Origin of the sequence: Streptomyces sp. NPDC126510, assembly GCF_040302345.1 — a bacterium.
Lineage (GTDB): Bacteria > Actinomycetota > Actinomycetes > Streptomycetales > Streptomycetaceae > Streptomyces.
Genome location: NZ_JBEORR010000002.1, coordinates 89,546 through 111,634 on the forward strand (window position 1 = coordinate 89,546; position 22,089 = coordinate 111,634).

The 22,089-nt window shown below is 71.1% G+C and carries 20 protein-coding genes; 11 read left to right on the forward strand and 9 right to left on the reverse strand.

Annotation, left to right across the window (positions count from 1 at the left end):
- Positions 1-43: 43 nt before the first annotated feature.
- The 5 genes from lspA to ABTX60_RS02345 all read left to right on the forward strand — a co-directional run bounded on the left by lspA (position 44) and on the right by ABTX60_RS02345 (position 4,641).
- Positions 44-703, forward strand: a complete 660-nt coding sequence (lspA, locus tag ABTX60_RS02325; RefSeq protein WP_352095204.1) for a signal peptidase II — start codon at positions 44-46, stop codon at positions 701-703.
- Positions 704-746: 43 nt separating this feature from the next.
- Entirely contained in the window at positions 747-1,691 is a 945-nt protein-coding gene (locus ABTX60_RS02330; protein WP_352095205.1) for an RluA family pseudouridine synthase, read from the forward strand.
- On the forward strand, positions 1,688-2,155 hold the full coding sequence (locus ABTX60_RS02335) for a GNAT family N-acetyltransferase (protein ID WP_352095206.1): 468 nt from the start codon (positions 1,688-1,690) through the stop codon (positions 2,153-2,155). The genes ABTX60_RS02330 and ABTX60_RS02335 overlap by 4 nt, the downstream gene beginning before the upstream one ends.
- Before the next feature lie 95 nt (positions 2,156-2,250).
- On the forward strand, positions 2,251-3,837 hold the full coding sequence (locus ABTX60_RS02340; RefSeq protein ID WP_352095207.1) for a Na+/H+ antiporter: 1,587 nt from the start codon (positions 2,251-2,253) through the stop codon (positions 3,835-3,837).
- 63 nt (positions 3,838-3,900) lie between these two features.
- Entirely contained in the window at positions 3,901-4,641 is a 741-nt protein-coding gene (locus ABTX60_RS02345) for an SDR family NAD(P)-dependent oxidoreductase (protein ID WP_352095208.1), read from the forward strand.
- A gap of 89 nt (positions 4,642-4,730) precedes the next feature.
- Here ABTX60_RS02345 and ABTX60_RS02350 read toward each other — a convergent pair whose 3' ends face one another.
- Positions 4,731-5,867: a mechanosensitive ion channel family protein gene (locus tag ABTX60_RS02350; RefSeq protein WP_352095209.1), complete on the reverse strand. Its 1,137-nt coding sequence runs from the start codon at positions 5,865-5,867 to the stop codon at positions 4,731-4,733.
- A 107-nt stretch (positions 5,868-5,974) separates the two neighbouring features.
- On the opposite strand from ABTX60_RS02350, the gene ABTX60_RS02355 reads away from it, so the two are divergent.
- A complete protein-coding gene (locus ABTX60_RS02355; RefSeq protein WP_352095210.1) occupies positions 5,975-6,544 on the forward strand; it encodes a dienelactone hydrolase family protein in 570 nt (189 codons plus the stop codon).
- A gap of 6 nt (positions 6,545-6,550) precedes the next feature.
- Here the strand turns inward: ABTX60_RS02355 and ABTX60_RS02360 are convergent, their stop codons facing one another.
- The 4 genes from ABTX60_RS02360 to ABTX60_RS02375 form a co-directional block, all read right to left on the reverse strand.
- Positions 6,551-8,221: an alkaline phosphatase D family protein gene (locus tag ABTX60_RS02360; protein ID WP_352095211.1), complete on the reverse strand. Its 1,671-nt coding sequence runs from the start codon at positions 8,219-8,221 to the stop codon at positions 6,551-6,553.
- A gap of 92 nt (positions 8,222-8,313) precedes the next feature.
- The gene (locus tag ABTX60_RS02365) at positions 8,314-9,123 is read right to left on the reverse strand and encodes a thioredoxin domain-containing protein (protein ID WP_352095212.1); all 810 of its coding nucleotides are present in this window, start codon (positions 9,121-9,123) and stop codon (positions 8,314-8,316) included.
- A gap of 134 nt (positions 9,124-9,257) precedes the next feature.
- Entirely contained in the window at positions 9,258-9,953 is a 696-nt protein-coding gene (locus ABTX60_RS02370; protein WP_352095213.1) for a hypothetical protein, read from the reverse strand.
- Positions 9,954-10,022: 69 nt separating this feature from the next.
- Entirely contained in the window at positions 10,023-11,372 is a 1,350-nt protein-coding gene (locus ABTX60_RS02375; protein WP_352095214.1) for a DUF2252 domain-containing protein, read from the reverse strand.
- A 217-nt stretch (positions 11,373-11,589) separates the two neighbouring features.
- Between ABTX60_RS02375 and dnaE the strand changes: the two genes are divergently transcribed.
- Positions 11,590-15,129: a DNA polymerase III subunit alpha gene (dnaE, locus tag ABTX60_RS02380; RefSeq protein WP_352095215.1), complete on the forward strand. Its 3,540-nt coding sequence runs from the start codon at positions 11,590-11,592 to the stop codon at positions 15,127-15,129.
- Positions 15,130-15,220: 91 nt separating this feature from the next.
- On the opposite strand, the gene ABTX60_RS02385 is transcribed toward dnaE, so the two are convergent.
- A complete protein-coding gene (locus tag ABTX60_RS02385) occupies positions 15,221-15,385 on the reverse strand; it encodes a hypothetical protein (protein ID WP_167526560.1) in 165 nt (54 codons plus the stop codon).
- A 221-nt stretch (positions 15,386-15,606) separates the two neighbouring features.
- On the opposite strand from ABTX60_RS02385, the gene ABTX60_RS02390 reads away from it, so the two are divergent.
- The 4 genes from ABTX60_RS02390 (at position 15,607) to ABTX60_RS02405 (ending at position 19,587) form a co-directional block, all read left to right on the forward strand.
- On the forward strand, positions 15,607-16,818 hold the full coding sequence (locus tag ABTX60_RS02390) for an NYN domain-containing protein (protein ID WP_352095216.1): 1,212 nt from the start codon (positions 15,607-15,609) through the stop codon (positions 16,816-16,818).
- A gap of 123 nt (positions 16,819-16,941) precedes the next feature.
- A complete protein-coding gene (locus ABTX60_RS02395) occupies positions 16,942-17,916 on the forward strand; it encodes an ABC transporter ATP-binding protein (RefSeq protein ID WP_352095217.1) in 975 nt (324 codons plus the stop codon).
- 103 nt (positions 17,917-18,019) lie between these two features.
- Positions 18,020-18,841 (forward strand): ABC transporter permease, encoded by an 822-nt coding sequence (locus ABTX60_RS02400; protein WP_352095218.1) that lies wholly within the window; start codon positions 18,020-18,022, stop codon positions 18,839-18,841.
- A 56-nt stretch (positions 18,842-18,897) separates the two neighbouring features.
- Positions 18,898-19,587: an AAA family ATPase gene (locus ABTX60_RS02405; RefSeq protein ID WP_352095219.1), complete on the forward strand. Its 690-nt coding sequence runs from the start codon at positions 18,898-18,900 to the stop codon at positions 19,585-19,587.
- 94 nt (positions 19,588-19,681) lie between these two features.
- On the opposite strand, the gene ybaK is transcribed toward ABTX60_RS02405, so the two are convergent.
- From ybaK to ABTX60_RS02420, 3 genes are read right to left on the reverse strand one after another with little or no spacing between them, the layout of a single operon-like run.
- Entirely contained in the window at positions 19,682-20,185 is a 504-nt protein-coding gene (gene ybaK, locus ABTX60_RS02410; RefSeq protein ID WP_352095220.1) for a Cys-tRNA(Pro) deacylase, read from the reverse strand.
- Positions 20,186-20,195: 10 nt separating this feature from the next.
- Positions 20,196-20,936 carry an LON peptidase substrate-binding domain-containing protein gene (locus tag ABTX60_RS02415; protein WP_352095221.1) on the reverse strand — a complete coding sequence of 247 codons (741 nt, stop codon included), beginning with the start codon at positions 20,934-20,936 and terminating at the stop codon, positions 20,196-20,198.
- Between the two features lie 11 nt (positions 20,937-20,947).
- A complete protein-coding gene (locus ABTX60_RS02420) occupies positions 20,948-21,988 on the reverse strand; it encodes a hypothetical protein (RefSeq protein ID WP_352095486.1) in 1,041 nt (346 codons plus the stop codon).
- Positions 21,989-22,089 lie beyond the last annotated feature (101 nt).

Below are 22,089 nucleotides of genomic sequence, written 5' to 3' on the forward strand. Positions count from 1 at the left end.
CGTACCCTCGTCCTCAGTCAGGCACCTAGGTTGAGGGACTCACGTGGCAGAGGCGGAGCGCATCATCGGTACGCCGGACACACCGGACGCGGCCGGGGGTGGCAAGGAGCGGCCCGACGCCGAGGGCACCCCGGCCGGGGAGCCCGGCACCGACCCCGCGGCCGCGGCGGGAACGTCCGGTACCGGCGAGCCGGAGGCGACCGCCGGGCGGCCCCGGGGCAGGCGCCGGATCGCGGTGCTGTTCGCCGTCGCCGCGTTCGCGTACGCCCTCGACCTGATCAGCAAGCTGATCGTGGTGGCCAAGCTGGAGCACCACCCGCCCATCGAGATCATCGGGGACTGGCTGAAGTTCGAGGCGATCCGCAACGCGGGCGCGGCCTTCGGCTTCGGCGAGGCCTTCACCGTGATCTTCACCATGATCGCGGCGGCGGTGATCGTGGTGATCGCCCGTCTCGCCCGCAAGCTCTACAGCCTGCCCTGGGCGATCGCGCTCGGCCTGCTGCTCGGCGGTGCGCTGGGCAACCTCACCGACCGGATCTTCCGGGCGCCGGGCGTCTTCGAGGGCGCGGTCGTGGACTTCATCGCGCCCAAGCACTTCGCCGTCTTCAACCTGGCCGACTCGGCGATCGTGTGCGGTGGGGTCCTGATCGTGCTGCTGTCCTTCCGGGGCCTCGACCCGGACGGGACCGTCCACAAGGACTGAGCGCGCGTACGGCCCCGTCGCGGCCGTCCGGCATACTCGACGGGTGAGCACGATTCCCGAGATCCGTACCCTGCCCGTGCCCGACGGCCTGGAGGGCGAGCGTGTCGACGCCGCCATCTCCCGCATGTTCGGCTTCTCCCGTACCAAGGCGGCCGAGCTCGCCGCCGCGGGGAAGGTCACGGTCGACGGGTCGGTGGTCGGCAAGTCGGAGCGCGTGCACGGCGGCGCCTGGCTGGAGGTCGAGATGCCGCAGGCGCCCGCGCCGGTGCAGATCGTCGCCGAGCCGGTCGAGGGCATGGAGATCGTGCACGACGACGACGACGTGGTCGTGATCGTCAAGCCGGTCGGTGTCGCCGCGCATCCCAGCCCGGGATGGAGCGGCACGACCGTGATCGGTGGGCTCGCCGCCGCCGGGTACCGCATCTCGACCTCCGGCGCCGCCGAGCGCCAGGGCATCGTGCACCGGCTCGACGTGGGCACCTCGGGGCTGATGGTCGTGGCCAAGTCGGAGCGGGCGTACACCTCGCTCAAGCGCCAGTTCAAGGAGCGCACGGTCGACAAGCGGTACCACACGCTCGTCCAGGGCCACCCCGACCCGACCAGCGGCACCATCGACGCGCCCATCGGCCGGCATCCCCAGCACGACTACAAGTGGGCCGTCACCGCCGAGGGCAAGCCGTCCGTCACGCACTACGACCTCATGGAGGCGTTCCGCGCGGCCTCCCTGCTCGACGTGAAGCTGGAGACCGGCCGCACGCACCAGATCCGCGTCCACATGGCCGCACACCGGCACCCCTGCGTCGGCGACCTCACCTATGGCGCCGACCCGACGCTCGCCAAGCGCCTCGGTCTGACCCGGCAGTGGCTGCACGCGGTGCGGCTCGGCTTCGAGCACCCCGGGGACGGACAGTGGGCGGAGTTCTCCTGCGACTACCCGGAGGATCTGCAGAAGGCCCTCGACCAGGTGCGCCAGGAGACCTGGGCGTGAGCACCCCGTACGTGGTGCGGGTCGCCGAGGACCCGGCCGACCGGGAGGCGTGCTTCGCGGTGCGCAAGGAGGTCTTCGTCGGCGAGCAGGGCGTGCCGGAGGATCTCGAGTACGACGCGTACGACGCCGGCGCGGTCCATGTGCTGGCGGTCCGTGAGGACGGTGTGCCGCTCGGGACCGGGCGGCTGCTGCACGGGGAGGCGGCCCTCGCGCAGACCGGCGGGGACCCGTCCGTGGGCTCCCTCGGCAGGCTCGCCGTGGCGGGCCCCGCGCGTGGACTCGGTGTCGGCGCCGCCCTGGTGCGGGCCATCGAGGACGCGGCGCGCGCGCGTGGGCTGACGGCCGTGGACCTGCACGCGCAGACGCACGCGCTGGGCTTCTACGAGCGGCTCGGCTACGAGCCCTATGGGCCCGAGTACTTGGAGGCGGGCATTCCGCACCAGGGGATGCGGCGTTCGCTTTAGCCCCTCGTGGTGGGTGCCGAAACGGTTTGTCCCGGGAGTTGCGTGGCAGGCTTGAGGTCAGTCGTGTGAACATCTGACCTTCCGGAGCGCTGACCGTGGATCAGTTGGCCCTGCTGTTCGTGCTGCTGCTCGGGGCCGTGATCAGCGTCCCCGTGGGAGACCGGTTCAAGGTGCCCGCCCCGGTGCTGATGACGCTCCTGGGGATAGTCCTCGCGCTGCTCCCGTTCGTGCCGAACGTCGAGATCGCGCCGGACCTGATCCTGCCGCTGCTGCTGCCGCCCCTGCTGTACGCCGCCGTGCGGCGCACGTCCTGGCGGCAGTTCGCGGCGAACAAGAGGCCGATCTTCCTGCTCGCCGTGGCGCTGGTGTTCGTCACCATGGCCTGCGTGGCCGCCGTGGCCGACGCGATCGTGCCGGGGCTGCCGCTCGCGGCGGCGTTCGCGCTGGGCGCCCTGGTGGCCCCGCCGGACCCGGTCGCGGCGACCGCCGTGGCCGGGCAGTTGGGGCTGCCCCGCCGGCTCGTGTCGATCCTGGAGGGCGAGGGGCTGTTCAACGACGTGACGGCCATCGTCCTCTACCACGTGGCGATCGCCGCGGCCGTCAGCGGGACGTTCTCGCCCTGGAAGGCCGGGCTCGACCTGGTGCTGTCGGCCGTGGTGGCGGTGGCCGTGGGGCTCGCGCTCGGCTGGGGCGCCAACAAGCTGATGGAGGTCCTCGGCGACGCGACCCTGCAGATCGGGCTGACCCTGCTGGTGCCCTACGCCGCGTACGTCATGGCCGAGGAGCTGCACGGGTCCGGGGTGCTCGCCGTGCTCACCACCGCGCTGTTCCTCGCGGAGTACGGCTCCGACGCCGACGACGTCATGACGCGGCTGGCCGGGCACACGTTCTGGAACATCGTCGACACCCTCGTCACCGGTGTGGCGTTCGGCCTGGTCGGGCTGGAGCTGCACAACGCGATCCGCACGGCCGCCGGACGGTGGGGCGAGCTGCTCTGGTGGGCGGCGGTCGTGGTGGTCGTCGTCGTGTTCGCGCGGCTGCTGTGGCTGCTGCCGGCGACCTGGCTGACGAAGCGGCTGCACGCGCGGCGGGACTACGACGAGGACATCCCGGTGAGCTGGCGCGAGACCGTGGTGATGTGGTGGTCGGGGATGCGCGGGGTGGCCTCGGTCGCGCTGGTGCTGGCCATTCCGCTGGAGACCGACGCGGGGGCGCCGTTCCCCAGCCGGGACGAGATCATCTTCATCGCGTTCGGGGTGATCATGGCGACTCTGGTGCTGCAGGGCCTGACGTTGCCGTGGCTGGTGCGGCGGCTCGGGGTGAAGGCCGACACGGATCAGGAGAAGGAGTTCGCCAAGGCGCTCGCGATCCGGGCGGCCAAGGCGGCGAAGCAGCGACTGCGGGAGATCGAGGGGAACGAGGAGCTGTCGGAGGAGCTGTCCGAGCAGATGCTGCGGCGGGCCTACGACATCGGCGTGCGGATCAGTCCCGAACTCGCCGAGGACGAGCGCCGGGAGGCGTACCGGGAGAGGGCGCGGCGGGTGAAGCGGGTACGGCGGATCCAGCAGGAGATGCTGAGCGCGGCCCGGCACGAGGTGCTTGCGGCGCGTAGCGAGCCCGGTGCGGATCCCGAGGTGGTCGACCGGGTTCTGCGGCACCTCGACGTCCGTAGCCTGCGGTGAGCGGCCGTCGGCTCCGGCTGCCGGTTTGACGGCGGGTGGCCGGGGCGTCGTAGGGTCGTTCGTATGGCACGAAACGTAGTAATCAGTGGTGGGGGTACGGGAATTGGGCTCGCGGCGGCCCGGGTGTTCGCCGCGGGCGGGGACCGGGTGGTGCTGCTCGGGCGGCGGCCCGAGGTGCTGGAGAAGGCCGAGGTGCCCGGCGCGCTGACGTATGCGGCCGATCTCGCCGAGCCGGAGGACGTGCGCGGTGTCGCCGCCTTCGTGGAGCGCGAGTTGGGGACCGTGGACGTGCTCGTGCACAGCGCCGGGGGCAGCGGCCTGCTCGAACCGGATGCCCCGGGAGCCGATCCGCTCGCGGCCGTCGCGCACAGCTGGAACGTGAACTTCAGGCTCAACACCCTGACCGCGGTCCTTCTCACCGAGGCGCTGAAGCCCCGGCTCGCCGAGACCGGCGGTCGGGTGCTGTTCCTCAGCTCCATCGCCGCGTACCGCGGATCGGGAAGCGGCGCGTACGCGGCGGCCAAGGCCGGGCTGCATCCCTACGCCCACGATCTGGCCCGCGAGCTGGGGCCGCGCGGCATCACCGTGAACGTGGTCGCGCCCGGGTACATCGAGGACACCGAGTTCTTCGGGGACGCGATGGCCGAGGACCGCCGTAACCGGCTCATCGGCGAGACGTCGAACGGGCGGGCCGGGACCCCGGGGGACGTCGCCGAGACCCTGCACTGGCTGGCCTCCCCGGGCGCCGGGCACGTCACCTCGCAGATCATCCAGGTCAACGGCGGCGCCGAGCGCGGTCGCTGACCCGACAGCACGGAGGAGGGCTGCCCGCGCCGCGGGCAGCCCTCCGGTCGTCCGTACGGGCGCCGGCCCGTGTCGTCAGTGCCCCGCCGTCAGTGGCCCGGCCGTCCCGAGCCGTTTCCGTGATAGCGGCGCTGCTGGGCCGGTACGGCCTCCGGGGACGGGCGATGGCCGTTGCCGCGGGAGGGCGGCGGGAGGATCGCGTCCGCCGTGTTCACCCGGGGCAGCGCGTACGGGTGCTCGTTCGCCAGCCAGCCGAGCATCTGCTCGCGGACCGTGACCCGCACCGTCCAGATGTCGTCCGCGTCCTTGCCCGTCACCAGGGCCCGCACCTCCATGGTGCTCGGGGTGCTGTCCGTGACGGTCAGGTTGTAGGCGCGGCCGTCCCAGGCCGGGCACTCGCGCAGGATGTCACGCAGCTTCTCGCGCATCGCCTCCAGCGGCGCGGAGTGATCCACGTGCCAGAAGACGGTGCCGGTCATCTGCGGGGTGCCGCGCGACCAGTTCTCGAACGGCTTCGACGTGAAGTACGACACCGGCATGGTGATGCGGCGCTCGTCCCAGGTGCGGACGGTCAGGAACGTCAGCGTGATCTCCTCGACCGTGCCCCACTCGCCGTCCACGACCACGGTGTCGCCGATGCGCACCATGTCGCCGAAGGCGATCTGCAGTCCGGCGAACAGATTGCCCAGCGTGGACTGGGCGGCGACACCGGCGACGATGCCGAGGATGCCGGCCGAGGCCAGGAGCGAGGCGCCCGCGGCCTTGAACGCCGGGAACGTCAGCAGCATCGTGGCCGCGGCCACCACGGCGACGATCGCGGAGACCACCCGCATGATGAGCGTCACCTGGGTGCGCACCCGGCGTACCCGGGCCGGATCGCGCTGGGCATGCGCGTTGGCATAGCGGCTGTAGGACGTCTCGACGACGGCGGCCGCGATCCGGATGACCAGCCAGGCGGCGGAACCGATCAGCAGCAGTGTCAGCGTCTGGCCGATGCCGTCGCGGTGGTTCTCCAGCAGTCGCGCCTCGTCGTACGACCCTCTCAGCAGGGCCGAGAACAGGACGAGCTGGTACGGGATGCGGCCACGGCGGAGCGAACCCCACAGGGGGGTCTCGTGGTGCCGTGCGTCGGCCTTGCGCAGCAGGAAGTCGGTCGCCCAGCCGATCACCAGCGTGAGCGCGACCGAGCCACCGACCACGATCAGCGGTCGTAGCAGGTTCTCCATGCCACCGAACCTAACCGGCTCCCGGGGGGCATGAACATGTGACTTCCGCTGCGTCGTGGGTAGTGCCGCGATCTCGGGCCCCCACACCCGGCTGGCACCATGGCCTCATGAACATCATGCTCTTTCACTCGACCTTCGGGCTGCGGCCCGCGGTGCTCCGGGCCGCTGACCGACTGCGCTCGGCCGGACACGAGGTGTGGACGCCCGACCTCTTCGAGGGGCGCACCTTCGAGGAGGTCGAGGAGGGCATGGCGCACAAGGAGAAGATCGGCAAGGAGGAGCTGCTGAAGCGGGCCGTGCTGGCCGCCGCGCCCTACTCCGACCGCGGGCTGGTGTACGCCGGGTTCTCGCTCGGCGCCTCCATCGCGCAGACCCTCGCCCTCGGGGACGAGAAGGCCCGCGGCCTGCTCCTCCTGCACGGCACGTCGGACATCGCGCCGGACGTCACGGCCCAGGACCTGCCGGTCCAGCTGCACGTGGCGGAGCCGGACCCGTTCGAGTCGGACGACTGGCTGAGCGCCTGGTACCTCCAGATCTGCCGCACCGGCGCCGACGTCGAGGTGTACCGGTACGCCGGGGCCGGACACCTCTATACCGACCCCGATCTGCCGGACTACGACGAGGAGGCCGCCGAGGCCACCTGGCGGGTGGCGCTCGGCTTCCTCGACTCCCTGTAGCGGCGGTTACACCGGGTCGTAGGTGCGCTCGACCTTCTGCGTGCCGCTGCGGGTGCGGTACGAACGGGACCACTTGGCGGTCGCGTCGCGCTTCGTGCGGTCGGAGACGACGTAGAAGTCCATCTGCGCGCGCTCGGCCGTGATGTCCAGGACGCCGAAGCCGTGCCGGTCGGTGTCGACCCAGTGGACATGGCGGTTGGCGGCCCGGATGACCGGTGAGGCGACCGCGGAGACCGTGCCCTCCGGGACCTTCACGATGTCGTCGAGGTTGTCGGAGGTGACCGACGTGACGACGAACTCCGTGGCGGCCGAGGGGGACAGCGGATACGTGCCGGCGTCCACCGGCACGTCGTTGGCCCAGGCCATGTGGATGTCGCCGGTGAGGAAGACCGTGTTGCGGATCGCGTTCGTCCGCAGATGCGCCAGGATCTCGCGGCGGTCGTCGGTGTAGCCGTCCCACTGGTCGGTGTTGACGGCGAGGCCCTCCTGCGGCAGGCCCAGCAGCTTGGCCAGCGGCTTCAGCAAGTCGGCGGAGAGCGATCCGATGGCGAACGGCGAGATCATCACCGAGTTGCCGACCAGGCGCCAGGTGGTGTCGGAGGACTTCAGCCCCGCCTTGAGCCAGTCGAGCTGGGCGCGGCCGGTGAGCGTACGGTCCGGGTCGTCCACCTCGCCGTTGCCGACCTTCACCTGCTGCGAGCGGAAGGACCGCAGGTCCAGCAGTGAAAGGTCGGCCAGCTTGCCGAAGCGCAGCCGGCGGTAGGTGGTGCCGGCGATCGCCGGACGCACCGGCATCCACTCGAAGTAGGCCTGCTTGGCGGCGGCCTGGCGGGCGGACCAGGCGCCCTCCGTGCCCTCCGTGTGGTTCTCCGCGCCGCCCGACCAGGTGTCGTTGGCGAACTCGTGGTCGTCCCAGATCGCCACGACCGGGGCCGTCGCGTGCAACGCCTGCAGGTCCGGGTCGGTCTTGTACCGCGCGTGCCGGATGCGGTAGTCGGCGAGCGTGACGATCTCGTGCGCCGGGGCGTGCGGGCGTACGACCGTGCCGCGGGTGGCGTACTGGCCGGTGCCGTACTCATAGATGTAGTCGCCGAGGTGCAGCCAGGCGTCCAGATCGCCGCGGGCCGCGAGGTGCCGGTACGAGGAGAACCAGCCGGCCTCCCAGTTGGCGCAGGAGACCACGCCGAAGCGCAGGCCCGTGACGGCCGCGTCGTGCGCGGGGGCGGTGCGGGTGCGCGCCGCGGGGGAGTCGGTGCCGCCGGCGGAGAAGCGGAACCAGTAGTCGGTGCCCGGTTCCAGGCCGCGGATGTCGGCCTTCACGGTGTGGTCGGAGGCCGCCGTCGCGGTCGTGGAGCCTTTGGCGACGACGGTGGTGAACGCCTTGTCCCTGGCGACGACCCAGCTCACCTCGGTGTCCGGGCCGAGACCGGAGCCGGGTATCGCCTCCGGCACCGGCGTGACGCGGGTCCACAGCAGGATGCCGTCCGGCAGCGGGTCACCGGAGGCGACGCCGTGCAGGAAGGCGGGTGCCTGGTCGACGGCGCGCGCGGGCAGGGGCGCCGCCAGCGGCCCGGCCAGGACAGCGGTCGCCGCCGCGGCCTTGACGACCGTACGGCGGCGCGGGGTGAGGGAGTTGAGGCCCTCTGACGTATTCGATGATCTGTATCGACTGGTCACGACCGATCAGGTTACTGGTCGGTATGCAGCAGAGCGGGCGAAGTCCCGAAGTTCGCCCGCTCTTCACGCGCCGGCCGGTGACTGACCTGCCGTCACTTCTTGAGGGCCTCGCCCACGACCTTGTTGAAGTCGTCCACCGTCATCAGCGGGTTGCCGCCGTTCAGCTGCTTGCCGTCCATGACGAAGCCCGGGGTGCCCTCCACGCCCTCCTTGTTGTCGTCGAAGGTCTTCGACATGGCCATCGCCCAGGCGTCGTAGGTGCCCTTCTCGACCGCGTCCTGGAACTTCTTGTTCCCCTTCAGCTCGGGCACGGTGTCCGCGACCTTGATGAGGTAGCTGTCGTCCTTGAACTTGTCGGTCGTCTCGTCCGGGTGGTACTTCGTCGAGTAGAGCGCGGCCTTGTAGTCGAGGAACGCCTGGTCGCTCACGTTGAGCGCGGCGCCCAGGGCGCTCAGCGCGTTCTTGGAGCCCTCGCCGTTGTCCTTTTTGTCGATGAAGGTGGCGCCGACGAACTGGAACTTGAACTTGCCGTCGTCGATGTCCTTCTTCACGGTCGAGCCGACGGTCTGCTCGAACTGGGCGCACACGGGGCAGCGCGGGTCCTCGTAGATCTTCAGCGTCTTCTTGGCCGAGGCCTTGCCGATGACGACCGTGGTGCCGTCGGTGCCCGTGGTGTTGGCGGGCGTGACGACCTTCTCGTCCTTCACCGCCTCCCAGTGGGTGGGCTTGTTGGCCTGGACGACCGCGTACCCGATGCCGCCGGCTATCGCCAGGACACCGACGATGGAGCAGGCGACGATGACCTGCCGCTTGGTCTTCGCCCGCTTGGCCTCGCGCTCGCGCTCGATGCGCAGCCGCTCACGGGCCGCCGTCTTCGCCGACTGGCTGTTGCGCTTGCTCATGGTGGTGTTCTCCGTAGGGGACGCGCACATCTGTGTGTGCGGGATACGTAGGGGGACTGCTGGTGCTCGAAGGTGCCGTGGGGGGGCGATGGTGCCTCCCGCGACGGCGGATGCCTGACGCGACGGCGAGTGCCTTACGCGAAGGCGGGTGAGCACGGCGGTCCACGCCGTCCCAGGGAGTACGCGAGGATCCGGTCGCGGGCCGTGGGCGTGCGGTCGGCGGCACGCGCCGGCAGGCGCCGCCCGGCCGGGGCCCGCTCCACCGCGACCGCGGCGACCGCCAGCAGCAGCGGCCGGAACGTGGTCGCCGTCACCGCCCGCAGCAGCTGGGCCAAGGCTCGCTCGCCGCGGCGCAGCCACACGGCGGCCAGCAGGCCGACACCGATGTGCGCGCCCAGGAGAAGCCAGGCGGTGGCCGGGTCGGCGTGGGCGACCGCGGTCGCGAGCCGTTCCGTGCCGGTGGCGCCGGCCATCCGGGCCAGCGGCGTGCCGACCTCGCCACCGCCGCACAGCACGTCCAGGCCGACCGAGCGCAGCGGGCCGGCGACCGGACCGCCCGCCCGGCCGTAACAGGCGTGCTGGCCGGTGGTGAACACCGTGTCGGCGGCGAGTTCCAGCGGGATCAGCAGGGCCGCGATCCTCCCGAAGGAGCGCTCGCGGCCCGCCAGGGCGAAAGCGATCACGTACACGGCGGTGGTGACCGCCGCCACCGTGCCCATCGGCAGCGGGGTCCGGGACAGCAGGACGTGCGACGCGGTGCTGAGCGTCACGACCACGGCCGTGAACAGCGCCGCGCGTACGGCTCTGAGCTGGATCCCGGATATGTCCATAGCGATAGGAGAGTGTGTCACGTGGGCCTGTAAGGGACCCCTAAAGGATGCCTGTGAGAGGCCTTACCGTCACAGGCCCGGAATGCGGCCGTTGCGGAACAGGTCCACGAAGGTCTGGTGGTCGGCACGCGCGCGGGCGCCGTAGCGGTGCGCGAAGTCGACCAGCAGGGGCGCGAAGCCCTCCTCGTCGGCCGCGATCGCCGCGTCGATGGCCCGCTCCGTGGAGAACGGCACCAGGGACTCGCCGGACTGGTCGTCCGCCGCCGCGTGCATCGTGGCCGTCGCCCGGCCGAGGTCGGCCACCACCTGGGCGATCTCCTCCGGGTCGTCGATGTCGCCCCAGTCGAGGTCGACCGCGTACGGCGAGACCTCGGCGACCAGCTGGCCCGCGCCGTCCAGCTCGGTCCAGCCCAGCCAGGGGTCGGCGTGCGCCTGGAGGGCGCGCTGGGAGATGACCGTGCGGTGCCCCTCGTGCTGGAAGTAGTCGCGGATCGCCCGGTCCGTGATGTGCCGGGAGACCGCCGGGGTCTGGGCCTGCTTGATGTAGATCACGACGTCGTTCTCCAGGGCGTCGCTGTGCCCCTCCAACAGGATGTTGTACGACGGCAGTCCCGCCGAGCCGATGCCGATGCCGCGCCGGCCGACGACGTCCTTCACGCGGTAGGAGTCCGGGCGGGTCAGCGAGCTTTCCGGCAGCGTCTCCAGGTAGCCGTCGAAGGCGGCGAGCACCTTGTAGCGCGTGGCCGCGTCCAGCTCGACGGAACCGCCGCCCGCGGCGAAGCGGCGTTCGAAGTCGCGGATCTCCGTCATCGAGTCCAGCAGGCCGAAGCGGGTCAGCGAGCGGGCGTCACGCAGCGCGTCCAGCAGCGGGCCCTGCGCCGTGTCCAGCGTGAACGGCGGCACCTCGTCGCTCTTCGCGCCCGTCGCCAGGGCGTGGATCCGCTCGCGGTACGCGCCCGCGTACACCCGCACCAGCTCGGTGATCTGCTCGTCGCCGAGCGCCTTCGCGTACCCGATCAGCGCGACGGAGGCGGCGAAGCGCTTCAGGTCCCAGGTGAAGGGGCCCACATAGGCCTCGTCGAAGTCGTTGACGTTGAAGATCAGGCGGCCGTTGGCGTCCATGTACGTGCCGAAGTTCTCCGCGTGCAGATCGCCGTGGATCCACACGCGTGAGGTGCGCTCGTCCAGGAACGGCCCGCTGAACTCGCTCCCGCCACCCCGCCCGGCGTTCTCTTCGTCCAGATCGTGGTAGAAGAGGCCCGCCGTACCCCGGTAGAAGGCGAAGGCAGAGGCCGCCATCTTCCGAAACTTCACGCGGAACGCGGCCGGGTCGGCGGCCAGGAGCTCGCCGAAGGCGGTGTCGAAGACGGCGAGGATCTCCTCGCCGCGTTGCTCGTCGTTGAGCTGCGGGAACGACATCGCTGGGTGCCTCCTGGTGCATGCGTCGCAGGGCGGCAGGTCCGCCCTGAAGCCTAACGTGCGGCGGCCCGCGGGAGTGCCCGCGAACCCTCGCCCGAAGGTACGCGGGTCAGCCCTCCCGGTGTCAGTGCAGAGGCATAGACTTCGACGCTGTCCCCCAGACTCTCAGCAGCCTGTCGGGTCCCATCTGCCGTATGTTTTCTCTGGAGGCCGCCGCATGTCGAAGCCGCCGTTCACGCACCTGCACGTCCACACCCAGTACTCGCTGCTGGACGGTGCCGCGCGGCTGAAGGACATGTTCAACGCCTGCAACGAGATGGACATGACGCACATCGCCATGTCCGACCACGGCAACCTGCACGGCGCGTACGACTTCTTCCACACGGCCCAGAAGTCCGGAGTGACCCCGATCATCGGGATCGAGGCCTATGTCGCCCCCGAGTCCCGGCGCAACAAGCGCAAGATCCAGTGGGGCCAGCCGCACCAGAAGCGGGACGACGTCTCCGGTTCGGGTGGTTACACCCACAAGACGATGTGGGCGGTGAACTCGACCGGCCTGCACAACCTCTTCCGGCTGTCCTCCGACGCGTACGCCGAGGGCTGGCTGCAGAAGTGGCCCCGGATGGACAAGGAGACCATCTCCCAGTGGTCCGAGGGGATCGTCGCCTCCACGGGATGCCCTTCCGGCGAGGTCCAGACCCGGCTGCGCCTCGGCCACTTCGACGAGGCCCTCAAGGCCGCCGCCGAGTACCAGGACATCTTCGGCAAGGACCGCTACTTCCTGGAGCTGATGGACCACGGCATCGAGATCGAGCACCGGGTCCGCGACGGCCTCCTGGAGATCGGCAAGAAGCTCGGCATCCCCCCGCTGGTCACCAACGACTCGCACTACACGTACTCGCACGAGGCGGGCGCCCACGACGCGCTGCTGTGCATCCAGACCGGCAAGAACCTCTCCGACCCCGACCGCTTCCGGTTCGACGGCACCGGCTACTACCTGAAGTCCACGGACGAGATGTACGCCATCGACTCCTCGGACGCCTGGCAGGAGGGCTGCGCCAACACCCGCCTGATCGCCGAGATGGTCGACACCACGGGCATGTTCCAGAAGCGCGACCTCATGCCGAAGTTCGACATCCCCGAGGGGTACACCGAGGTCAGCTGGTTCCGCGAGGAGACCCTGCGCGGCATGAACCGCCGTTTCCCGGACGGCATCCCGGACGACCGCATGAAGCAGGTCGAGTACGAGATGGACACCATCATCTCGATGGGCTTCCCGGGCTACTTCCTCGTGGTCGCCGACTTCATCATGTGGGCCAAGAAGCAGGGCATCGCGGTCGGTCCCGGCCGAGGCTCCGCGGCCGGCTCGATCGTCGCCTACGCCCTCGGCATCACCGACCTCGACCCGATCCCGCACGGCCTGATCTTCGAGCGGTTCCTCAACCCCGAGCGCATCTCCATGCCCGATGTCGACATCGACTTCGACGAGCGCCGGCGCGTCGAGGTGATCCGCTACGTGACCGAGAAGTACGGCGCCGACAAGGTCGCCATGATCGGCACGTACGGCACCATCAAGGCCAAGAACGCGATCAAGGACTCCGCGCGCGTGCTGGGCTACCCGTACGCGATGGGCGACCGCCTCACCAAGGCCATGCCCGCCGACGTCCTCGGCAAGGGCATCAACCTGGACGGCATCACCAACCCCGAGCACCCCCGCTACTCGGAGGCGGGCGAGATCCGGGCGATGTACGAGAACGAGCCGGACGTGAAGAAGGTCATCGACACCGCCAAGGGCGTCGAGGGCCTGGTCCGGCAGATGGGCGTGCACGCCGCAGGCGTGATCATGTCCAGCGAGACCATCACCGACCACGTGCCCGTCTGGGTCAGGCACACGGACAAGGTCACCATCACCCAGTGGGACTACCCGAGCTGCGAGTCGCTCGGCCTGCTGAAGATGGACTTCCTGGGCCTGCGCAACCTGACGATCATGGACGACGCCGTCAAGATGGTGAAGTCCAACAAGGGGGTCGACATCGACCTCCTGAGCCTCCCGCTCGACGACCCCACGACCTTCGAACTGCTCCAGCGCGGCGACACCCTCGGCGTCTTCCAGTTCGACGGCGGCCCCATGCGCTCCCTGCTCCGGCTGATGAAGCCGGACAACTTCGAAGACATCTCCGCCGTGTCGGCCCTGTACCGCCCGGGCCCCATGGGCATGAACTCCCACACGAACTACGCCCTTCGCAAGAATGGCCAGCAGGACATCACGCCCATCCACCCCGAGCTGGAGGAGCCGCTCAGGGAGGTCCTGGACGTCACCCACGGCCTGATCGTCTACCAGGAGCAGGTACAGAAGGCCGCCCAGATCATCGCCGGCTACTCGCTCGGCGAGGCCGACATCCTGCGCCGCGTGATGGGCAAGAAGAAGCCCGAGGAACTGGCGAAGAACTTCGTCCTGTTCCAGGAGGGCGCCCGCAAGAAGGGCTTCAGCGACGAGGCCATCCAGGCCCTGTGGGACGTACTGGTCCCCTTCGCCGGCTACGCGTTCAACAAGGCGCACTCCGCCGCGTACGGACTCGTCTCGTACTGGACGGCGTACCTCAAGGCGAACCACCCCGCCGAGTACATGGCCGCGCTGCTCACGTCCGTGAAGGACGACAAGGACAAGTCGGCCGTCTACCTCAACGAGTGCCGCCGCATGGGCATCAAGGTGCTCCCGCCGGACGTCAACGAGTCGATGTCCAACTTCGCCGCCCAGGGCGACGACGTGATCCTCTTCGGCCTCTCCGCCGTCCGCAACGTCGGTACGAACGTGGTCGAGTCGATCATCAGGTGCCGCACGTCCAAGGGGAAGTACGTCTCCTTCCCGGACTACCTCGACAAGGTGGAGGCGGTGGTCTGCAACAAGCGCACCACCGAATCGCTGATCAAGGCCGGCGCCTTCGACGCGATGGGCCACACCCGCAAGGGCCTCACCGCGCACTACGAACCCATGATCGACAACGTGGTCGCGGTCAAGCGCAAGGAGGCCGAGGGCCAGTTCGACCTCTTCGGCGGCATGGGCGAGGCCGAGACCAGCGAGCCGGGCTTCGGGCTCGACGTGGAGTTCTCCCCGGACGAGTGGGACAAGACCTATCTGCTCGCCCAGGAGCGGGAGATGCTCGGTCTGTACGTCTCCGACCACCCGTTGTTCGGCCTGGAGCACATCCTGTCCGACAAGGCGGACGCGGGCATCTCCCAGCTGACCGGCGGTGACTATTCCGACGGCTCCGTGGTCACCATCGGCGGCATCATCTCCGGCCTGCAGCGCAAGATGACCAAGCAGGGCAACGCCTGGGCCATCGCCACCGTCGAGGACCTCGCCGGTTCGATCGAGTGCATGTTCTTCCCCGCGACCTACCAGCTCGTCTCGACGCAACTCGTCGAGGACGCCGTGGTGTTCGTCAAGGGCCGCCTCGACAAGCGCGAGGACATCCCGCGGCTCGTCGCGATGGAGCTGATGATCCCGGACCTGTCGAACGCGGGCACCAACGCACCCGTGGTCCTCACCATCCCGGCGACCCGGGTCACCCCGCCGCTGGTCAGCCGCCTCGGCGAGGTCCTCAGCCACCACAAGGGCGACAGCGAGGTCCGGATCAAGCTCCAGGGGCCGACCAAGACCACCGTGCTGCGGCTGGACCGGCACCGGGTGAAGCCGGACCCGGCGCTCTTCGGCGACCTGAAGGTGCTGCTCGGGCCGTCCTGCCTGGCCGGGTGAGACCGGGCTCTTGACGCGTTCGAGGGGCGTACCCGGGATCGGGTACGCCCCTCGTGCATGTGCGTGGGCTCGACAACCCGTCACACAGACGTCAGTTGTGGCCGAAGCTGCGCTTTCGCTTGGCCGACGCCATCTCGCCGGGGGTCGCCTCGACCTCGGGCTGGGGCTCCGTCTGCGAGGCGGGGCTGCGGTCGGCCCGCTGACCACGCTCGGTCGGACGCTGCTGCTTACGGTCACGGTTCTTGTTCTTGGCCATGGTGATGCCTCCTGTGGGGGACTAGGGGCCAGGGCCGGGACCAGATTCACACAGGCCGACAACGATCGCATGTCGGACAATTACCGTGCGTGACAGGGGTGGTCGGAGAAGGAGGGCCCGAAACGCCACGCCGAAGATCGAGTTCCGGCCGTTAACCTCCGCGCCGTCGGGCAGACTCGAAGCGAGCCCGAAGCAAACCTCCTGGGAAGAGGGTGAGTCGCGTGGACCGCTGCATCGTCCTGGTGGACGCTGGGTATCTGCTGGGAGCCGCGGCGAGTCTCCTCGCCGGAGAGCCCTCGCGGTCCCGCATCACCGTCGACCACACCGCCCTCATCCAGGGCCTGCGCGAACGCGCCGAATCCGACACGCAGCAGCCGCTGCTGCGCATCTACTGGTTCGACGGCGCCCCCGACCGTGTCCCGCAGCCCGAGCACCGCAGGCTGCGCGTGATGCCCCGGGTCACCGTCCGGCTCGGCGCCCTGACCCGCAGCGACGGCCGCTGGGCGCAGAAGGGCGTGGACGCGGCGATGCACGCCGAGCTCACCGAGCTGGCCCGCAACCGCGCGTGCTCCGACGTCGTCCTCGTCACCGGCGACGGCGATCTGCTGCCCGGCATGATGGCCGCCAAGGAGCACGGCGTGGCCGTCCACCTGTGGGCCGTCCAGGCCGCCGACGGCGACTACAACCAGTCCGAGGACCTGGTCGCCGAGGCCGACGAGCGGCGCGTCCTGGACCGTACGTGGATCACCAAGGCCGTCCGCGCCAAGGACTTCACCGGCGTGTGCGCGCCGCAGCCCGCGCCCCGGCCGGAGATCGCCGCCATCCTCTCCGCGCCGCTGCCCGAGTCCGCCCTCGGAACCACGGCCGACCGGTCCGCCCCACAGCCCCGGCACCAGGAGGCCGGCCCCGGGCAGAACGGCACCGAGGAACGGGGGTCCGCCGCCAAAGGGGTCCCCACCCCCAAAGACCTGGCCGCCCTGCGCGCCCCCGGCACCCAGCCCGCCCAGCACCCCGCCTCCGCGACCCTCCGGTGGTCCTCCGACAAGGGCTGGGTCGACCGGCCCACGGCCGAGCCCCCCGAGGCCGCCTCGATGCCGACACTCGCCCAGCTGACCACGGCCGAGCAGCGGTGGGCCGACCGCGAGGAGGACATCACCACCGTCGGCGGTGACCCCTTCGAGGTGGGGCAGGTCTTCGCCCGGCGCTGGGTGGAGCGCCTCGGCGACCAGGCCCACCTGCCGAAACTGTCCGGGATGTACCCGCGCATCCCGCACCGCGTCGACGGGGAGCTGCTGCGTTACGCGGCCCGCTTCGGCCTGCTCGCCCACAAGGACGACCAGATCGACGAGCGCGACCGGTACGCCATCCGGGCCGGCTTCTGGCGGGAGATCAGCGTGCGCACGGGCGTGGAGCACCCACCCGTAGAGGCCTGAGTTCCTTGCCGGCGGATTTCCCGGTACGGACCGACCCGAGAGCGGACCGGGGTCGCCGACCCCGTAGTCTCGTCCCTTGTGAGTAAGCGCGCGGCACAGGCATTTCGGCACGATGGTGACGTCGTGTGCGCGGTGCGCGGGCTGACCAAGACCTATCCGGCGGTCCGGGGCCGGCGCGGCACTCCCGCGGCGCCCGAGGTCCGGGCCACGGACGACGTCACGCTGGACATCCGCCGCGGCGAGATCTTCGGCCTGCTGGGCCCGAACGGCGCCGGCAAGTCCACCCTCGTGCGCCAGCTGACCGGCCTGATGCGGCCCGACCGCGGCAGTGTGGAGATCCTCGGTCACGACATCGTGCGCCACCCCGAGCGGGCGGCGCGGATCCTCGCCTACCTCGGGCAGGAGTCGACCGCCCTGGACGAGCTGACCGTGTCGCTCGCGGCCGAGACCACCGGGCGGCTGCGCGGCCTGGACGTGCGGCAGGCGCGGGCCGAGCGGGACGCCGTCCTCGACGAGCTGGGCCTCGCGCCGCTCGCCGGGCGGCCGCTGAAGAAGCTCTCCGGGGGCCAGCGGCGTCTGGCGTGCTTCGCGGCGGCCCTGGTCGGGGAGCGGCCGCTGCTCGTGCTCGACGAGCCGACCACCGGCATGGACCCGGTGGCGCGCCGTGCCGTGTGGTCCGCCGTGGACCGGCGCAGGGCCGAGCGCGGCACGACCGTGCTGCTCGTGACGCACAACGTCATCGAGGCCGAGACGGTGCTGGACCGGGTGGCCGTCCTCGACCGGGGGCGGGTGATCGCCTGCGACACGCCCGCCGGACTCAAGGAGCGGGTCGCCGGTGAGGTGCGCGTCGACCTGGTGTGGCGGGACGCGGCTCCGCTGCACGTGCCCGAGGTGGCAGCCCTGAAGGACCGTGTCGTGGAGTCGGGCCGCCGCTGGACGCTCCGGCTCGGGCCCGAGGAGGCCCGGGCGGTCGTCGCGACCGTCACCGGCGGGACCGCGTTCGCCGCTCTGGACGACTTCACCCTGGCAGCGCCGAGCCTGGAGGACGTGTACCTCGCCCTCGGCGGTGCCGTGCAGCAGGGGCTGGTGAAGGCGTGAGCACCAGGGCGCCGGACGCGCGGGCCGTGAGCACACCGGCCGCAGGATCCGTACCGAACAGGCGACTGCCGCAATGGACCCGAGCGAAGGGGAGCAGCGCGACGTGAGTGTCGTACCCGCCGATGTCCTGCCGGGCAGTGCCCTGGCCGCTGAGAAGCCCGCCGCGGGCGCGGCCGAGCTCGGGCCCCGGGCGCGGCTGTGGCCCTCGCTGGCGGCCGTGTACCGGGCCCAGCTGTCCCGGGCGAGGGTGGCGCGGATCCCGCTGCTGTTCGTGGCGACCTTCCAGTCGGTCGGGATCATGATCCTGATGCGCGGGGTCGTGGACGACGGGGCGGAGGCACAGGCCGTCGTCGCCGGATCGTCGGTCCTGGTGGTCGCCTTCGTCGCGCTGAACCTCCTCGCCCAGTACTTCGGGCAGCTGCGGGCCAGCGGCGGGCTCGACCACTACGCGACGCTGCCCGTGCCGCCGGCGGCGGTGGTGCTGGGCGCGGCCGGCGCGTACGCGTCGTTCACCGTGCCCGGGACGGTCGTGACCGCGGTGTTCGGGTGTGTGCTGTTCGGGCTGCCGATGGCCCATCTGTGGGTCCTCATGGCCGTGATCCCGCTCGCGGGCGCCGCGCTCGCCGGGCTCGGCGCGGCGCTGGGGCTGCTCGCGCCCCGGCCGGAACTGGCCACGCTGCTGGGGCAGCTGGGCATGTCGGCGGCGCTCCTGCTGGGCGTGCTGCCGGCGGACCGGATGCCGGAGGTCGTGCGCTTCGCGCGGGACCTGCTGCCGTCGACGTACGGCGTGGAGGCCTTCGCGCGTACGTTCGGGCCGCATCCCGACTGGGCCTTCGTGCTCGGGGACCTCGCGGTGTGCGGGGCCGTGGGCGTCGTCTCGCTGGTCGTGGCGACCTGGGCGTACCGCCGGGCGGCCGTCCGTTGAGCGGGGAGCGGTCGTCCGGTGACGCGGCACACAGGCGGGCCTGGCACGATGGCAGGGTGACCGCACCACTGACTCCGCCCCCGCCGCCGCACGGACACTCCGCACAGGGTTCGTGGCAGCCGCCGGACGCCGGGCCTGCGGCTCCCGGGTCCCAGCACGCCGAACACGCCGGGCCCGGCTGGTACGGACAGGACGGCCCCGGAATGAAGACGGAACTGCGGGAGGCCGCGGTGATCGCCGTGGCCGTGGCGCTCGGCGGGGTGCTGCTCGGAGTGCTGTGGTGGTGGCTCGCGCCGCACGTGCCGCTGGTCGGCGACGTGGTGGAGAAGAGCTGGGTCGTCTACCTCAAGGACACCGAGGGCGAGCAGGGCATCGGTGTCGACGGCACCTTCACGATGCTCGGGCTGGGCTTCGGGGTCGTGAGCGCGCTCGTGGTCTTCCTGCTGCGTCGGCGCGGGGGTGTCCCGCTGGTGGTGGGGCTGGCCCTGGGAGGGCTTCTCGGGTCCTTGCTCGCCTGGCGGGTCGGGGTGTGGCTCGGGCCCACGGAGGATGTCATCGCCCACGCGCGGGAAGTGGGGCGGGGGGTGACGTTCTCCGCGCCGCTGAAGCTGGGAGCCAAGGGGGCGTTGCTGGCCTGGCCGTTCGCCGCGCTGGTGTTGCATCTCGGGCTCATGGCGTTGTTCGGGCCCCGGGATCCGGAACCCGAGCCGTATCACGAGCCGTATCAGGGGACGCCTGCTTCGTAGGGGCTCGGCGCCGGGCCGGGCGGCGCGTTGCGGTGCCGCTCTCCTCGGGACGGGTACCGCGCCCTCAGCGCCGGCGCCCGCGGCTCGGCGAGACCTAGGCGCGGCCGATCGGGGCCAGGACCGCCTCCGTCAGCTGCTGCAGGTCCTGCGGCGACAGCTCCACCTCCAGGCCCCTCCGCCCCGCCGACACGCAGATCGTCGCGTGGGCCGTGGCCGAGTCGTCCAGAACCGTCGGCAGGCGCTTGCGCTGGCCCAAGGGTGAGATGCCGCCCCTGACATAGCCCGTCGTGCGTTCCGCCTGGGCCGGGTCGGCCATGGTCGCGCGCTTGCCGCCCACGGCCGCCGCCAGGGCTTTCAGATCCAGTTGGCCCGCCACCGGGACCACCGCGACCGTCAGGGTGCCGTCGACGTCCGCGACCAGGGTCTTGAACACGCGGTCGGGGGAGACGCCCATGGCCTCGGCCGCCTCCTCGCCGTAGGAGGGGTGCGCGGGGTCGTGGTCGTAGGAGTGGACCGTGTAGGCCGCACCCGCCGCCGTGAGGGCCACCGTCGCGGGAGTGCCGCCCGGCTGTTGCTGCTTCTTCGCCTTCTTCGCCATGCCGATCCGCTCAGTTGAGGCTCATCGGGCCGCGTGTCAGCTCCGAGGCCGGCAACGACGGCAGACTACGGATGATCGCCGTCTCGGAGCGAAGGAGTTTCAGCTCGTCGCGCAGGCGGGACGCGGTGTCCGGGGACTGGAGCAGGCGCTGTTTGGTCGGGGTGTCCAGCATCATGGCGGCCGCCACGAGGTACGACACCACGCCCGGCTCGTCCGGCAGGTCGGCCCCCGTCGCCAGGGACCGTTCCCGCGCCCCGGCCAGCCGCTTCTGGTACTGGCGGAAGGAGCGCAGCACCCCCTCCGCCAAGGGCGCGGCCTCGTCGCCCGGCTCCTCCTCCAGCGGCTCCAGCTCGGCCGTCAGGAAGGGCCCGGACGCCTCGACCGACAGCAGCTTCACCCGGGTCGTGCCGGTCGCCAGCACCTCGAAGGAGCCGTCGGTGCGCTCCCGGATCGTCGCCGCGTCCGCGATACAGCCCACCTTGTGGAACGCCTTCACGGGGTCCGCGCCGAAACCGGCCGCCGGCCCCCGCTCGGGCACGGCCGTCGGGTCGGGCATGCCGGGCGCGGTCGAGGCCACCTCGTGGCCGTCGCGGATCGCCACGACGGCGAACCGGCGCGGCTCGTCCTCGGGCGTCTTCAGCAGCTCGCGCATCATGGCGCGATACCGCTCCTCGAAGACGTTGAGCGGCAGCACGAGCCCCGGGAACAGCACCGAGTTCAGGGGGAAGAGGGGAAGCCGGACGGTGGTCACGACGCAAAAGCCTAATGGTCGCCGGGACGGACTCGACCGCCCCGTTCACTCCGCGGATGCCCGGACGGGTCCCCGGCTGCCCCGACCGCCCCCGCCAGGATGTCCTCGCGTACCCGCAGGAAGTGACCGAGCGGGTCGTCCGACACCTGGTCCCAGGGGAAGGAAGTGGCGTACGGGCCGTTCAGGCGCAGCTGCTCGGCGGCATCCGCCCAGCGCTCCAGGCGCACCAGGACGAAGACCAGCAGGTTCCGCATCCGGGCCGGCCAGGGGTCGGCCGCCGGCAGCAGCGGGGACAGCGCGATCGCGCGGTCGGCCGCCGCGTCCAGTCGCTCGCGCGGCACCTCGGGCCCGCACCGGTCGGTGAGGTAGCCGAAGGCCGCCCGCAGCGGCAGGGCCTGCACGAGCGCGTCGGCGGGAGCGTCCTGGGCGGCCCGATCGGCGAAGTCGAAGCACTCGTGGTGCGAGCCGTGCCAGTAGGTGGCCAGGTAGCGCAGGGCCGCCACATGGCAGCCGTAGTGGTGCGGGGCACGGCGTACGGCCGCCGCCCACAGCTCCTCGAAGTACGTGTGCCCGGCCTGGGCGCCCCGGGCGTGGTCGAGCGCGAGCCGCCACGGCACGGGGTCCCGCTGGTCACCCCGGGCGGCGGCCGTGATCAGCGGGCTCACCTCGCGCAGCAGCTCGGCCCGGGCCGGTGACTGCCAGGCACGGTCCACCGCCAGCTGGGCCCCCAGCAGCAGCGCGTCGGGGTCCTGCGGGGCGATGGCGAGCCAGGCGTCCAGCCACTCGGGCCGCGAGCGGGCGAAAGCGGCCAGCCGGGTCACGTACCGGTCGCGCCGCTCCCACTCGCAGGCCGCGCGGGTGGCGAGGAGCAGGGTCGCGGCCGGCCCGTGGTCGCCCCGGGCGGCGGCGACCAGCGCCGGACTCAGCCGGGCGTCGGGCGCGTCGAGCAGCACCTCGTCGTCGGCGCACGGCTCGCCGACGAGGTGGGGGGAGGGCCTTGCCATCCGGCTCGCGCGGATGAACGGGAGCTGCATTGCCATGGTGCCGACCATTGAAAGTCGGCTGGTCATGACGGCGCCAGACTGTTCATGGAACCTACGGAAAGTTGTACATCCGATGGTCAAGAGAACGTAAAACCGTGACAGTTCGATAA